Origin of the sequence: Nocardioides sp. HDW12B, from assembly GCF_011299595.1 — a bacterium.
Taxonomy (GTDB): domain Bacteria; phylum Actinomycetota; class Actinomycetes; order Propionibacteriales; family Nocardioidaceae; genus Marmoricola_A.
Window position 1 is genome coordinate 1,189,209 of record NZ_CP049867.1, and the last position, 13,172, is coordinate 1,202,380.

12 protein-coding genes and 1 tRNA gene are annotated in these 13,172 nt (G+C 73.1%); 5 read left to right on the top strand and 8 right to left on the bottom strand.

The window, feature by feature from the left end; all coding sequences use genetic code 11:
- Window position 1: 1 nt before the first annotated feature.
- On the top strand, window positions 2-253 hold the full coding sequence (locus G7072_RS05630; protein WP_166084637.1) for a DUF3099 domain-containing protein: 252 nt from the start codon (window positions 2-4) through the stop codon (window positions 251-253).
- 198 nt (window positions 254-451) lie between these two features.
- Window positions 452-2,908 carry a hypothetical protein gene (locus G7072_RS05635; protein ID WP_166084638.1) on the top strand — a complete coding sequence of 819 codons (2,457 nt, stop codon included), beginning with the start codon at window positions 452-454 and terminating at the stop codon, window positions 2,906-2,908.
- Between the two features lie 36 nt (window positions 2,909-2,944).
- Here the strand turns inward: G7072_RS05635 and G7072_RS05640 are convergent, their stop codons facing one another.
- The gene (locus G7072_RS05640) at window positions 2,945-3,988 is read right to left on the bottom strand and encodes an LLM class flavin-dependent oxidoreductase (protein ID WP_166084639.1); all 1,044 of its coding nucleotides are present in this window, start codon (window positions 3,986-3,988) and stop codon (window positions 2,945-2,947) included.
- Between the two features lie 110 nt (window positions 3,989-4,098).
- On the opposite strand from G7072_RS05640, the gene G7072_RS05645 reads away from it, so the two are divergent.
- Window positions 4,099-4,172 (top strand) — tRNA-Ile (locus G7072_RS05645).
- Window positions 4,173-4,239: 67 nt separating this feature from the next.
- Here the strand turns inward: G7072_RS05645 and G7072_RS05650 are convergent.
- The 3 genes from G7072_RS05650 to G7072_RS05660 all read right to left on the bottom strand — a co-directional run bounded on the left by G7072_RS05650 (window position 4,240) and on the right by G7072_RS05660 (window position 6,051).
- Window positions 4,240-4,995 carry a hypothetical protein gene (locus G7072_RS05650; protein WP_166084640.1) on the bottom strand — a complete coding sequence of 252 codons (756 nt, stop codon included), beginning with the start codon at window positions 4,993-4,995 and terminating at the stop codon, window positions 4,240-4,242.
- Window positions 4,995-5,522: a SigE family RNA polymerase sigma factor gene (locus G7072_RS05655; RefSeq protein ID WP_166084641.1), complete on the bottom strand. Its 528-nt coding sequence runs from the start codon at window positions 5,520-5,522 to the stop codon at window positions 4,995-4,997. Before G7072_RS05655 ends, G7072_RS05650 begins: the two co-directional genes overlap by 1 nt.
- Before the next feature lie 124 nt (window positions 5,523-5,646).
- Window positions 5,647-6,051: a hypothetical protein gene (locus tag G7072_RS05660; RefSeq protein WP_166084642.1), complete on the bottom strand. Its 405-nt coding sequence runs from the start codon at window positions 6,049-6,051 to the stop codon at window positions 5,647-5,649.
- 70 nt (window positions 6,052-6,121) lie between these two features.
- Here G7072_RS05660 and G7072_RS05665 point away from each other — a divergent pair, with 70 nt between their 5' ends.
- Complete coding sequence (locus G7072_RS05665) at window positions 6,122-7,447, top strand: PP2C family protein-serine/threonine phosphatase (protein WP_166084643.1); 1,326 nt, start codon at window positions 6,122-6,124, stop codon at window positions 7,445-7,447.
- A 7-nt stretch (window positions 7,448-7,454) separates the two neighbouring features.
- On the opposite strand, the gene G7072_RS05670 is transcribed toward G7072_RS05665, so the two are convergent.
- Together G7072_RS05670 and G7072_RS05675 are read right to left on the bottom strand one after the other, a co-directional pair.
- Complete coding sequence (locus G7072_RS05670) at window positions 7,455-9,032, bottom strand: sulfatase (RefSeq protein ID WP_166084645.1); 1,578 nt, start codon at window positions 9,030-9,032, stop codon at window positions 7,455-7,457.
- Between the two features lie 168 nt (window positions 9,033-9,200).
- Window positions 9,201-10,070 carry a calcium-binding protein gene (locus G7072_RS05675; RefSeq protein WP_166084646.1) on the bottom strand — a complete coding sequence of 290 codons (870 nt, stop codon included), beginning with the start codon at window positions 10,068-10,070 and terminating at the stop codon, window positions 9,201-9,203.
- A 197-nt stretch (window positions 10,071-10,267) separates the two neighbouring features.
- Here G7072_RS05675 and G7072_RS05680 point away from each other — a divergent pair, with 197 nt between their 5' ends.
- Complete coding sequence (locus G7072_RS05680) at window positions 10,268-11,023, top strand: hypothetical protein (RefSeq protein ID WP_166084647.1); 756 nt, start codon at window positions 10,268-10,270, stop codon at window positions 11,021-11,023.
- A 32-nt stretch (window positions 11,024-11,055) separates the two neighbouring features.
- Here G7072_RS05680 and G7072_RS05685 read toward each other — a convergent pair whose 3' ends face one another.
- Together G7072_RS05685 and G7072_RS05690 are read right to left on the bottom strand one after the other, a co-directional pair.
- Window positions 11,056-11,961 (bottom strand): CAP domain-containing protein, encoded by a 906-nt coding sequence (locus tag G7072_RS05685; RefSeq protein WP_166084648.1) that lies wholly within the window; start codon window positions 11,959-11,961, stop codon window positions 11,056-11,058.
- Between the two features lie 79 nt (window positions 11,962-12,040).
- Window positions 12,041-13,078, bottom strand: a complete 1,038-nt coding sequence (locus tag G7072_RS05690; protein ID WP_166084649.1) for an NADP-dependent oxidoreductase — start codon at window positions 13,076-13,078, stop codon at window positions 12,041-12,043.
- Window positions 13,079-13,172: the final 94 nt, after the last annotated feature.

A 13,172-nucleotide genomic window follows, 5' to 3' on the forward strand; every position in this document is an offset into this window, starting at 1 on the left:
CATGGACCGGAAACGCGCCTACTTCTGGCTCATGGGGTGCTGCGTGGCCCTCATCGTGCTGGCCTGGACCGTCGTCAAGGACGTGTCCCTGGTCGCGGCGGCCGTCATGACCGTCGTCGCGGCCGTCATCCCACCGGTCGCCTCGGCGGTGGCCAACTTCGGCGTCCTCAGCGGTCGGCGGAAGCTGGACTTCGACGAGGTGCCGACGTGGCGTCGCGGCGGCCACGAGTACGGCGGCCACGACGACCTCTGATCGTGGCACCGAGCGGGACGGGCCCGACTCGACGTACATGTCGGAAAAGTCCCGGAGTGCGCGGGACCAAGGCCTCCTCTCCCCATCCGGTCTAGACCGAAGACTGGGCGGGCCCCGCCTCTCGGAGTCGCCAGTCAGGCAGCCGCGCGGGATTCAGAGAGGACCACGATGTCCCGTCGGTCGATCCATGTCCCACGCATGCCTGGACGCGGGAGGGCCGCTCTGTCGACGGTCCTGTCCGCGGCCCTGATCTCGGGGGTGGCGGCCGCGGCCGTGGTCTCCACCCCGACCCCGGCGGAGGCGAAGGTGCCCAACGCGGGCACCACGACCACGACCTTGGCGGCCACGTTCCGCACCCAGGACCAGAGCCTGTGGGGTCCCGGAAACGCCCAGGGCCCAGGCACGCAGAACCTGGAGCTCTTCGACGAGTCCTGGAACGACTCGGCCGAGGGTGGGTCCTACAGGGATGGAGCCTTCGGCGACGAGTACGGCGCCGGCGGGTCGATCTCGACCTCAGGTCGGGTCGGCATGTCGCTCGACCTCGAGGGCATGGACGGCGGCAAGGTCGCCGTCAACTACCCCGTGAAGGTCGACGTCACCACGCCCGCCCCCAAGAGCTTCGGCGCCGGGGACACCATCGAGATCAGCACCTCGCCGGCCGCCGTGCAGTCGGGAGCGGCGATCACCACCGTCGAGCCCACGCTCGACGCCGTCACGCTCAAGGGCACCGTCGGCGGCCGGGCGGACGCGTCCTTCGAGATCTGCGTCGTCGACTGCGGAGGTGAGAGCGCGACGCTCTTCCACGTGCCGCAGACGTCGGGCCAGATCTTCCGGGTCAGCCTGGAGGACCTCCGGTCCGTCTCACCCGGCAGCCCGGCCGACACCTACTGCTTCGGCTCCGCCGAGAAGACGGCCCTGGGCCTCACCGAGGCCGACCGCCCGACCCGTTGCTCGGGCAACGGCGGCTACGTGGCTCGCCCGAACCCGGTCGTGTCGACGACGACCAACGCCGACGGGAGCCTGTCGGCGTCGGGCACCGACACCTTCGCCCTGCTGCCGATCAGCGCGATGAAGTGGGTCCAGCGCCTCGTGGGCGACTTCCCGCTGAACAAGAGCATCGACATCGGGCCGCTGGACCTCTCGTGGACGACCTTCGACGTGAGCCTGAACACGAGCGCCCAGCGCACCGAGGAGCTCGACTTCGCCGCCAAGGTCGACGTGACCCTCGCCCTACCGCGCTCGATGTCCTACCGGGTGGTCACCCCGGGGGGGACGCAGGTGTCGCAGGGCACGGGCAGCTCGGTCACGCTGCGCGCCGGGAACAAGGTGCTCGTCGACGTGCCGACCGACCAGACGACGGCATTCTCGGTGACCCCCTCGCTGTCCCTGGCCCAGCCCGACCTGTCGAACGAGGTCACCCACTCCGTCGCCTTCTCCGGGCTCATGAAGGTCCTGCAGGCCGCTCTCGAGCTCGACGCGGAGATCTTCACGATCGGCTTCGCCGTGGGCCCCGCCTACGAGTACCGCTTCTCGGCGCCCAGCACCGACATCACCGCCGTCCCGATGAGGACCTGGGCGCTGGCCGGCTTCAACGCCCCGACGCTGGCACCGGTGCAGATCGTCCCGGCCCCGCCGCCCGTGGTCTCGCCGGTCACGGTCACGCCGGTCGAGGGTGCGCCCACCGACCTCACGGTGGCCACCTTCACCGACGAGGTCACCACGGCTGTGCCGTCCGACTACGCCGCCACCATCAGCTGGGGCGACGGCACGCCGACCGTGCCCGCCACGGTCACCGGCAAGGACGGGTCCTACGCGATCTCCGCACGCCACACCTACGAGCAGTACGGGACCTACCCGGTCGAGGTCGACCTGCGCACGCGGCCCGAGGGCAACCTCGCGACCAACCACGTGGTGACGGCGAGCTCGGCCGTGGTCTCGGACGCGGCCCTGACGGGCACCGGCCTGACGAACAACACCACCGCCTCCGGGCAGAAGGTGCTGATCTGGGCCAACCCGTCGCCGGCGGCTCCGAACAACGCGGTGGCGACCTTCGCCGACGCCAACCCGTTCGGGCTGCTGTCGGACCTGAGCGCCACGATCGACTGGGGTGACGGCACCGCTCCCACCGTGGGCACGGTGTCGGGCGGAGTCGGTGGCCCCTTCACCGTCAGCGGCGCGCACGACTACGTCGAGCTGGGGCTGCACACGGCAACCGTCACGATGACCAGCAAGGGCGGCAGCAAGGCCTCGGTCTCGACCGCCACCCTGAGCTACAGCAACCCGGCGTCGGGCAGCTTCCTGCTCGGGGGCACGAGGGCGACCGGCGCGGTCACCTACTGGGGATCGCAGTGGGCGAAGTCGAACGGCTTCACCGGCTCGAGCTCGTCGCTCAAGGGCTTCGCCAACCAGACCGCCCCGGCCTGCGGCACCACGTGGAAGGGCAGCTCGGCCACCGGCGCGACCTCTCTCCCGCCGAGCACCGTGCCGACGTACATGGCGGTGACGGTGACGGACAAGGTCACCACGACCGGCACCACCGCCACCGGCCTGACCCGTGGCGTGGTCATCGTGCGGACCAACCCGGGCTACGGCACGGCGCCCTCGCAGGTCGGCACCGGCACCGTGGTGGCAGTCCTCTGCGGCACCGCGGGCTGACCGACGCGTGAACCAGCGGCTGCTCGCCGGGCTTCCTCAGCCGGCGAGCAGCTGCAGCGTCTCCAGGCGGGCGGGCGCGCTGTGCGGCTCGGTGCCGACGTGGGCGCCGGCGATCGGGACCACCATCACCTCGTCCACGCCGTACGACGCGGCCAGCTCGGCCACGCGCGCCCGGGCCTGCCCGGCGTCGCCGATGACGTAACGGGCGGCCATCTTGTCGAGCAGCTCGACCTGGGCCGGCGGCGCGTCAACCTTCTCGGCCTCCTCGACGAGCACCTGCGGGCCGAGCGGCTGCCCGGTGCGCAGGGCCAGCATCATCTGCAGCTGGGGGAGGGCGCGTCGGCGTGCCTCCTCGGCGGACTCGGCCACCGAGGCGTTGACCGTCAGGAAGGTGCGCGGCGCGTCGAGGTGCTCCGAGGGCTGGAAGGTGGAGCGGTAGAGCTCCAGCGCCTCGGCGGTGCCGGAGCCGGAGAAGTGGTGGGCGAAGACGTAGGGCAGTCCGCGGGAGGCGGCGAGCCGTGCGGAGTAGTCCGACGACCCGAGCAGCCACACCTGCGGCACCCCGCCGGCCACGGGGGTGGCCCTCAGGACGGACTGGTTGCCGCGCACGCTGATCTGCGCGCCCTCGGGGGCCATCATCGTGAGCACGTTGTCGACGTACTCGGGGAAGCGCGAGACCGCGTCCTCGCTGACGCCGCCGGCTCCGTGACGCAGCGCGAAGCTGGTGACCGGGTCGGTGCCCGGCGCGCGACCAAGGCCGAGGTCGATGCGGCCGGGGTGGGCGGCCTCGAGCAGGGCGAGCTGCTCGGCCACCACGAGAGGCGCGTGGTTGGGCAGCATGATGCCGCCCGAGCCGACGCGGATGCGCTCGGTGGCGGCCGCGATCATCGCGATGAGCACCGGCGGGTTGGTGGAGGCCACGGCCGGCATGTTGTGGTGCTCGGCCACCCAGTAGCGGTGGTAGCCGAGGGAGTCGGCGGCACGGGCCAGCTCACGCATGGCGGCGAGGGCGTCGCTCGAGGTCTGGTCGCTGCGGACCGGGACGAGGTCGAGCACGGACAGGCGCGGGAAGTCGGTCACTGGAGGCACAACGCCGCTCCGGGTCGTGGCTATTCCGGGCTGAGGTGGCTGATGCCTGACCACACCGTCGGCGGGTGCTCGGGCTCGCGTCCTCTAGGGTGCCGTTCCGAGGGGCGGTAGCTCAGCCGGTCAGAGCAGAGGACTCATAATCCTTGGGTCGTGGGTTCGAGCCCCACCCGCCCTACCGACACCGCTTGTGTGGTGGATCCGCAGGTCATGCGCCTGCTGATCCACCACGCAAGTAGGGACGTCTAGCGTCGCTGCTCCCGCCACGTCACCGGGTCCCCGCCGGCGAGATCGTACGCGGTCTCGAACTGGCCCCAGCGGAGCCCGACGACGTCCGCGCCGGTCGTCGTCTGGACGATCACGCAGTCCTTCACGCTGTCGCCCCGCTCGGGCCTCAGCGGGAGGCCGCGCGCCGGGCACGGGGCATAGACCTGATCGGTGATGCTCCAGCTGCCGAGCTGCCTCCCGCCGCTGAGGACCGGCTCGACGTCGGGATCGAGGTAGTAGCCGCCGAGCCGCCCCGAGCGGTAGGTGACGGTGACGTCGACGTACCAGAACTCGCCGCGGGTCGCGCTGGACCGGAGGCTGGGCGCCAGGCCGGGGACGGCCAGGATGTCGGCCCGGTCCCCGCGCCGCACGTCCGTCACGCTGAGCCCAGCCTCTCCTCGTCCGACGTGCTGGACCGGGACGATGGCGCTCTCGCCGAGGGCGAGCTGCGTCCCGGGGGGCGTGGCCGCAGGCGTTCGGTCCGGCCGGGGCGCAGGGCTCGGCGTCGGGTCAACCGGGGCGACCGGGCCCAGCCCGCGTGACTCGTCGGTCTCCCAGGGCCGGAGGGTGACGGCCATGGCGCCGACGACCAGCACCAGGACGGCCGCGACGCCACCGCGCACCAGTGCGCGGCGACGGACGCGCCGGCGACCGACGCGCACGACCTCGAGAGGGTCGATCGCGGGCCGGTCCTCGAGGCTCGCGTCGTCCAGCAGGTGTCGGAGATCGACCATCACTCACTCACTTCCAGTTCCACCTCGTGGTGCCACCCGGCCTCGACCAGTGCGTGGCGCAGGGTGTCGAGCCCGCGGGCGGTCTGGCTCTTCACGGTGCCGGGGGAGCAACCCATGACCTGGGCCGTCTGCTCGACGCTGAGGTCCTCGAAGTAGCGCAGGACCACGACGGCCCGCTGCCGGGGCGCGAGCGCCTCGAGCGCCGCGACGACCACCGTGCGCTCGGCGTAGGCACCGGCCACGTCGGGCGACGGGGGCGGGACGGGCTCGCGCGCCTCGTACCGCTCACGCGTGCCGCGCTTGCGGGCAGCGTCGATGGCGACGTTCACGACGGTACGACGCGCGTACGCCATCGGGCTGTCGAGGTCGCCGAGCCGGGGCATGGCGACGTACAGCCGCACCAGGGCCTCCTGGGTGACGTCGTCGGCAGACGCCCAGTCGCCCGTGATCAGGAAGGCTGCTCGTCGCAGGCGCTCCTGGTGGGCGGCCACGAACTCCACGAACAGGCGTTCGTCCCTGCGCGTCATCGAGGATCCTTCCCGAGGGTCGAGCATCGCTCCCTCACCAGGGTGACGTGCGCCGCGCCGAGGTGGTTGCATCCGGGAGCCGCGGTCGTCGTCGCGGCTCGGCCGTCACGCGCGGAGGCCCTGCTCAGCCGCCGACCAGGAGGAACTCGTGAGTGGAGGCCCGGGAGTCGCCGTCGTGTGGCCGCACCTCCACGGCGCTCACCCGCTGCTCGGTGAACGCGCCGACCGGCGCGATCCGCAGGTTCTGCTCGACCGCGTCGACCACGCCGGCGCGGTCGACCAGGAGGTCCGACGAGGCCCGGGTGGCGGCGTGCTGACGCAGGAGCAGCACGACGATCGCGTGCAGCACCGGCTCCTCGGCGGTGCTGTACCCGACCGGCGCCTTCTCGTCGAGCCGGAGCGTGATCCGCAGCGTGAGGTCGACGGTCACGACCACGTCGTCGGCGGCGACCACCGAGCACCGCGTCAGCACGTACTCGCGGTCGCGGAGGTCGGGGGAGAGCGCCGTGGGGCGGGAGAAGAGGCCCATGGCGGCATCATGCCCTCCGGCGCGCTCCCGGCCAGCAGCCACGCGGTCCGGCGAGGGCTATGCTCCGGCAATGACACGCCCACGGCGGCTGACCGACGTGGGACGCGTCCTCCGGGCTGCGGATGCCGCCTCACCCGTCGACGCCGTCGAGTCCGTCGCACGCGAGCTGGGTGCGGCCCTCGACGCGACCGACGTCTCCTTCCTCATCACCGACCTGTCGGGCCGCGCTCTGGTCCGCCTGGCCCACGTGGTGCCGAGTGGCCGGTCGGCCGACGACCGGGCGCTGGAGCACGGCGAGCGACGCGACGACGAGGAGTCGGCGACCGTGCTGCCCTTCGACGGCGGACCCCTGGAGCAGGCAGTCCGCGCCCAGTCGGTGCAGGTGCTCGCCCCCACGTCGCAGGCCGGTCAGGAGCAGGTCGGGCTGTGGCGGGTGCTCGCCCCGGTCACCGAGCGGGGTGAGTCGATCGGCCTGCTCGAGCTGTTCCTGCCCGAGGAGCCTGACGACGACGTGGTCGCGGAGGTCGCGCAGGTGGCGCACCTCCTCGCGTTCGTCGTCGTCGCGAACCGGCGCCACACCGACCTGTTCGAGTGGGGCCAGCGCAGCCGCACCTTCAGCCTCTCGGCCGAGATCCAGCAGCGTCTGCTGCCCGAGGCCCGCACCTGCGAAGCGTCGTCATTCACGCTCGCGGGGTGGCTGGAGCCGGCCGCCCGCATCGGTGGGGACACCTTCGACTACAGCCTGGCCCGCGACCAGCTGCACCTGTCGCTGACCGACGCCATGGGTCACGGAGTCGACGCCGCGCTGACCGCGAGCGTGTGCCTGGCCGGGCTCCGCGGGGCCCGACGTCGCGGGCTGTCGCTGGTCGAGCAGTCGCGCGTCACCAACGACGCGCTGGCCACGCACGCGGTGAACTGCGACGGCGACGACTTCGTGACCGGTCTCGTCGGACGCCTCGAGCTGCGGACGGGGCACCTGGAGATGGTCAACGCCGGCCACGTGGCGCCGTACCTCCTGCGGGGCACGGAGCTGGTCCACGTCGACCTCCGGGTGGACCTGCCCTTCGGGATGTTCGTGGAGACCTCCTACGGCAGCAGCGGCGTCACGCTCCAGCCCGGCGACCGGCTCGTGCTGGTCACCGACGGCATGCTCGAGCGCAACGTCGCCACCGTCGACGTGCCCGGTGCCATCAAGGACACGGCGGGCCTGCACCCGCGCGAGGTCGTGCGCGCACTGGCCGACAGCGCCCTGACCGCGGCCGGACAGGCGCTGGAGGACGACGCGACGGTGCTGTGCCTGGACTGGCACGGGGAGCACGCCGGGACGCGGGCCGCGGTGTCGGGTGCCGATCCGGACCGGGCCAGCGTCCCCCTCGAGGCGGGCCCGGAGAGCTGACCGGCGGCTACCAGCAGGTCCGTCCGGAGCAGTCGGCGAGCTGGTCGAGCCGCGCCGAGAGCCGGGCCACGACGGCGGCGTACGACGGGTCGGCGGCGACGTTGACGAGCTGCGCCGGGTCCCGCGCGCGGTCGTAGAGCTCCTGGAACCCGCTGGTGTAGCGGACGTAGGTGAAGCGGCTCGACCGGACGCCGCGCCACCACCACGGCACGTTCCGCGTGCTGGCCTGGATCAGGTAGGTGGGGTAGCCGCCCCCACCGCGGCGCAGGGTCCCGAGCATCGACCGGCCGTCGAGGACCCGGTCCTGGGAGCGCGCGTCCGCGAGGTCGAGGATCGTGGGCGCCAGGTCCACGAGGCCGTACTGCGCGCCGCGCACCTCGCCGTCGGGCAGCCCGGGGCCCCGGGCGAGGAAGGGCACCTTCAACGACTCCTCGTAGGGCAGGTTCTTGCCGTGCATCCGGTGCTCGCCGAGGAGGTAGCCGTTGTCGGAGGTGAACGCCACGACGGTGTCGTCCAGCTCGCCGGCCTCCTCCAGGGAGGCGACGATCCGGGCGACCTGCTCGTCGAGGGCGGCCAGCGATCGGACCCGGGCGCGGTGGTCGGTGCGGGCGCGGTCGGGCGGCAGCAGCCGCTCGCGGGTGACCCACAGGGGCTTGTCGCTCACGTCCACCTCGTTGAACGACGGGTTGTCCAGGCTGGGCGGCTCCACCGAGGCAAACAGGTCGCGGTGCCGCGGTGCCACCCCGGGCGGGCGCCACCCGGCGGGCGACATCCGGTTGTGCGGTGCCACCGGGGCGACCCAGAGGAAGAACGGGACGTCGTCGCGGGAGAAGCGGCGGATGGTCGTCCGTGCGTACCGTCCGATCACGTCGGTGGAGTAGCCGCGGGGATAGGTGCGCGGCGAGCCGTCGTTGAAGAGGGTGAAGCCGACGTAGCGGTAGACGTCGCGGAGCAGCGGGTTGAACACCGTCCACCCGATCTGCCGGCCGGGGGCGAGCTCCCAGCCGTTGAGGTACTTGCCGACGAAGGCGGTGCGGTAGCCCGCGTCCCGCAGCCAGGCGCCGAGGGTGTCGTGCGGCCGGAGCAGGGCCTGGTGGCCGCCGTAGCGGCCGTCGTTGTCGTGCACCCCGTTGTTGTGCGCGTACTGCCCGGTGAGGATCTCCGCACGCGCCGGGCAGCAGATCGGGTGGTTGCTCAGGAAGCTGGTGAGGCGGACGCCGGCGCCGCCGAGCAGCCGCCGGGTCCGCGGCATCCAGCGCAGGTCGGTCGCCGCCATGTCGTCGGCGGTGATCAGCACGACGTTCGGTCGCTGCGCCGGCGGTACGCCGTCCCGGGGCGGGGTCGGCTCGGCGCGCGCCACCCACCGCGGCTCCACCGGCGCGGGCTCGGCGGCGAGGCCCGCCGCCCGGGCCACGACCAGAGGAGCCGGCTCGTCGAGCAGCCCCCGGGGGACCAGCAGGGCACCGGACACGACGAGACCGGCGACCACGAGCCCGGTGACGACGGCGGCGCGGAGGGCGCGTGGTCGGCCCGGGGGCGTGGGCCCCCCTGGCTCGTGCGGACGAGACGCCTCCGACATCGTCATCGACCACCCCTCGCGTCGATGTCCTCACCGCCAGGATGGGCCGGTCACCCGACAGGGGGGAGGGTCGATGGTCCTCGGCGGGAGTGACGCAGGGCAGACGTGCAGACGGCCGGCAGGTGGGCGCCCGGGAGGGCGCTCAGCTGCCGGCCGGTGGCCTGCGGTCCCGCGTCAGGAGCGCGAGCGGCTCACGCTCTCGCACGCGAGGACCTTGTCGGTGCTCTTGGCCTCGGCCGTGTCGGAGCCGGCGCCGCAGCTGACCTTGTCGCGTCCCTCGCCGGCGTACAGCTTGTCGTGGCCGGCGAGCCCGATGAGGATGTCGTCGCCCGTGCCGCCGTAGATGACGTCCTGGCCGTCCACGCCGACCAGGTAGTCGCCGTCGGCGCCACCGTCGATCCAGTCGTCGCCGATGTTGGTGCGCAGCCAGTCACGACCGGCGCCACCGCTCGCGCGGTCGTTGTCCTGGGCGCCGTTGACGAAGTCGGCGCCGTCGCCGGTCAGGGCCACGTCGTGCCCCCGGTCGCCGAGGAACGAGATCTCGAACCGGTCCGAGAGGGCGCTGGAGTCGATGGTGTCGTTGCCCAGCCGCGGCCAGACCTCGATGAGCATGGGGGCGGAGTCGGCGAACTTCGACGCGATCGTGCAGGTGGCGCCGACGCCCTGGGGCACGTTGATGCTGGTGCACGAGGGGTCGAGGTACTTCCAGGACGCGGTGCCGGTGTCGACGAACCGCACCTGGCCGTTGCTCTGCGTGATGGTGGTGTTGTTGTTCTGCTGACCGCCACGGAACAGCAGGCCGTGCTCGGTGCGGTTGACCATCGCCTGGTTCTTCAGCGGCACCACGCCGCCGATGTTGATCGACTGCACGAACGGCCGCGACGGACCGATGCCGGGCCACGGCGAGGTGGACCGCGGCAGGTCGAGCGTGGGGTCGTGGTACTCCTCCGCCTGGGCGGGGGCGCTGGTGCTGACGAGGCCGGCGGCGAGCGCGGACAGGGCCACGAGTGCGGTGCCGGTGCGCGCGAAGATGGTGCGAGACATTGGTTCCTCCCAGATCAAGACTCTTGTCCTGACTGTAGGTGACCAAGGTCCCGAGTGGGACAAGTTGCCCGAACTCGCGAAATTCTCGACTAGACCGGTCCGCTAGCGTCGAGACCTTACCCGGTCGCGCCGGGGTGCCCGAGCGGCCCCCGCGGATCGCCGTCCCCCCACCCGCTACACCAGGCCGAGGAGCCCCCATGTCCCAGCAGCGCCGACGCGGCGTCCGCGACGTCCCCGGAGCCCTGGCCCGCGGGCGTGCACGCGTCGCGGGCGTGGCCAAGCGCCGCTTCCCCAGCGTCGCCGTCACCGGCATGACCGGGGTGGGCAAGTCCGAGCTCGTCGACCACATGACCGGCCGCGCCCGCCCCGAGGGCGTGCCGGACGCGGGGTCCGCGGTGGTCGAGCGCCGGGTCCGCCGCGGCCGGCTGCTGCGCGGCTTCCGCTTCCGGGTGGTGCCCGGTGTCAACGCCGCCACCCGCCTCGGCGGGCTCGACGAGGTGTTCCACGACGCTCCCGTCGACGGGGTCCTGCACGTGGTGGCGAACGGTTACGCCACCGGGCGCCGTCCGGCCGGGACCACCGGGGCGGTGGTGGTGTCCCGCGAGGACCAGCTCGCCGCCGAGCTCGAGGACTGGACGGTCACCGCGCACCGCATCGCCTCGATGGCCGTCCGTCGCGAGCGGCCGACCTGGCTGGTCGTCGTGGTCACCAAGGTCGACCTCTTCGACGAGCCGGTCGAGGACGTCGTGACCCGCTACTCCCCGGGCAGCGGCACGGAGTTCGGCAACCGGCTCGACGAGCTCCGCGCACTCGCCGGTGCCGCCAAGCTGTCCGTCGACGTGCTGCCCGTGTGCAGCCACCTGGAGAAGGGCTCCGCGGTGTCGCGGTCGCAGCGCGACGCCTACCTCGCCGCCCTCGAGGCGCGCATGGCGCAGCTCTCCGGGCACGTCTGAGGGTTGGCCCCCCCCGGGGACCGGGCGCCGGGTCAGCGGGGGTTGCCGAACATCTGCACCCAGTAGTGCCCGTACGGCGATCCCGCCACCTGGGCGTGACCGACGCCGAGGTGGACGTAGCTGCCCATCAGGTTGTGGCAGTGTCCGACGCTGGTCCGCCACCCCTCGACGACCCTGGCCGGGGTGCTGTAGCCGGCCGCGATGTTCTCGCCGTAGCCGCGCCACGCGTAGCCCGCGGCGCTCGCCCGGTCGCCGGGGTCGTCGCCGGTGGGGGAGACGTGGTCGAAGAACCGCTCCTCGCCCATCCGGACCGCGTAGGCACGCGACGCCGTCGTCAGCTCCGGGCTCAGCTGCACCGGGGCCTTCGGTCCGTACGTCGTGCTGCCGCACGTCGTGCCACGGGCTCGGAGCTCGTTGGTCAGCCGCAGGACCTCGGCCTCGAAGGCCGTCGGGGTCCCGGCCGGGTCGGTCGGGGGGTCGGTCGGGGGATCGGTCGGCGGGTCGGTCGGCGGGTCGGTCGGGGGGTCGGTCGGCGCCGTGACCGTGACCGGCTGGCGTGCAGTGACGGCGCCCGCCGCCGTACGCGTGGCCGGGACCTTGACCCGCAGCGAGCCGCTGCGCGGCACGGCGGCCGCGACCAGGGTGGCCACCCCGCGCGCGTCCGTGCGGGTGCTCGCCAGTGTCTGCCACGTGAGGCTCCCGCCGGGACGGAGCTGCAGCAGCGCGCGCCGCTCGACGACGCGGCCGCCGGTCAGCACGGTGACGGCCCGGCGCACCTCGGTCGCGGGCGCGACGGTGGACGCGGTGGTGGACCAGCCGGTGACGCTCGTCCGCGTCGCGGCGACCGCCCCGGTGGGCGCGACGAGCAGCGGGGCGAGGGTGAGGCCGAGGAGCAGCGTCAGTGTCCTGCCTGCACGTGATGTCCGGTTTGTCCGCATCGCACCACGGTAGGTCGCTCCCGGCCCGCCCCGGGCGGGTTCGGCGAAGAACGCGCCGTCGGGGTGGGGGCCGCGGTGGTCAGGAGGTGCGGTGGGGGTCCTCGCCGACCTGGACGACGAGCTTGCCGAAGTTCGCCCCCGTCAGCAGCCCCCGGAACGCCTCGGGCGCGTTCTCGAGACCCTGCACGACGTCCTCGCGGTAGTGGACCGCACCGGTCGCGAGCCAGCCCGTCATGTCGCGCACGAAGTCGCGGCCGTGGGTGCGCAGGAACTCGTCCTGGATGAAGCCGCGCACGGTGAGGCTGCGGCGCAGCACCAGCCCCAGGAAGCCGGGGAGGCGGTCCGGACCCTCGGGCACCTCGGTGGCGTTGTAGCCCGAGACCAGTCCGCACACCGGGATGCGGGCGTACTTGTTGACGTGGCGCAGGACCTGCTTGGTCACCTCGCCGCCGACGTTCTCGAAGTAGACGTCGATGCCGTCCGGCACGGCGGCCGCGAGGTCCTCGGCGAACGTGGGGGAGCGGTGGTCGACGGCGGCGTCGAAGCCGAACTCGTCGAGCAGGGCCGCGCACTTCTCCGCACCGCCGGCGATGCCGACGGCGCGGGCGCCGCGGGCCCTGGCGATCTGTCCGACCGCGGACCCCACGGGGCCGGTGGCCGCGGCGACCACGACGGTCTCGCCGGCCTGGGGCCGACCGATCTCGAGCAGGCCGGCGTAGGCGGTGAAGCCCGGCATGCCGAGCACGCCGAGAGCCGTGGAGACCGGGGCCTGGGCGGGGTCCAGCCGGCGCAGGCCGGTGCCGTCGCTGATGGCGCGGGTCTGCCACCCGGAGTAGGACAGCACCCAGTCGCCCTCGTTCCAGTCCTCCGAGCGCGAATCCTCGACCTGGCAGACGGTGCCTCCGACGAGCAGCCCGCCCACCGGCACGGGGTCGGCGTACGACGGCGCGTCGCTCATGCGACCGCGCATGTAGGGGTCGAGGGAGAGGTAGACGACGCGCAGCAGGACCTGTCCCTCCTCGAGGGCGGGGAGCTCCTCCTCGACGACTCCGAAGGTGGCGTCGTCGGGCGTCCCGACGGGGCGTTGGGCGAGTCGGACCTGGGTGGTGGTGGGCATCGTTCCAGCATGCCGGGAGGGCGGGCGCCGCTCCCCGGTGGGGGGTCGGCCGCGGGGTCGGGCTGGGGGCGGACCGGTCTGGACCGGGATCCGA

What these genes read in the sequence shown, in the direction of transcription:
- G7072_RS05630 (WP_166084637.1), top strand. Translation starts at nt 2, where the DNA reads ATGGACCGGAAACGCGCCTACTTCTGGCTCATGGGGTGCTGCGTGGCC.
- G7072_RS05635 (WP_166084638.1), top strand. Translation starts at nt 452, where the DNA reads ATGCCTGGACGCGGGAGGGCCGCTCTGTCGACGGTCCTGTCCGCGGCC.
- G7072_RS05650 (WP_166084640.1), bottom strand. Translation starts at nt 4,995, where the DNA reads ATGGTCGATCTCCGACACCTGCTGGACGACGCGAGCCTCGAGGACCGG.
- G7072_RS05655 (WP_166084641.1), bottom strand. Translation starts at nt 5,522, where the DNA reads ATGACGCGCAGGGACGAACGCCTGTTCGTGGAGTTCGTGGCCGCCCAC.
- G7072_RS05660 (WP_166084642.1), bottom strand. Translation starts at nt 6,051, where the DNA reads ATGGGCCTCTTCTCCCGCCCCACGGCGCTCTCCCCCGACCTCCGCGAC.
- G7072_RS05665 (WP_166084643.1), top strand. Translation starts at nt 6,122, where the DNA reads ATGACACGCCCACGGCGGCTGACCGACGTGGGACGCGTCCTCCGGGCT.
- G7072_RS05670 (WP_166084645.1), bottom strand. Translation starts at nt 9,032, where the DNA reads ATGACGATGTCGGAGGCGTCTCGTCCGCACGAGCCAGGGGGGCCCACG.
- G7072_RS05675 (WP_166084646.1), bottom strand. Translation starts at nt 10,070, where the DNA reads ATGTCTCGCACCATCTTCGCGCGCACCGGCACCGCACTCGTGGCCCTG.
- G7072_RS05680 (WP_166084647.1), top strand. Translation starts at nt 10,268, where the DNA reads ATGTCCCAGCAGCGCCGACGCGGCGTCCGCGACGTCCCCGGAGCCCTG.
- G7072_RS05685 (WP_166084648.1), bottom strand. Translation starts at nt 11,961, where the DNA reads ATGCGGACAAACCGGACATCACGTGCAGGCAGGACACTGACGCTGCTC.
- G7072_RS05690 (WP_166084649.1), bottom strand. Translation starts at nt 13,078, where the DNA reads ATGCCCACCACCACCCAGGTCCGACTCGCCCAACGCCCCGTCGGGACG.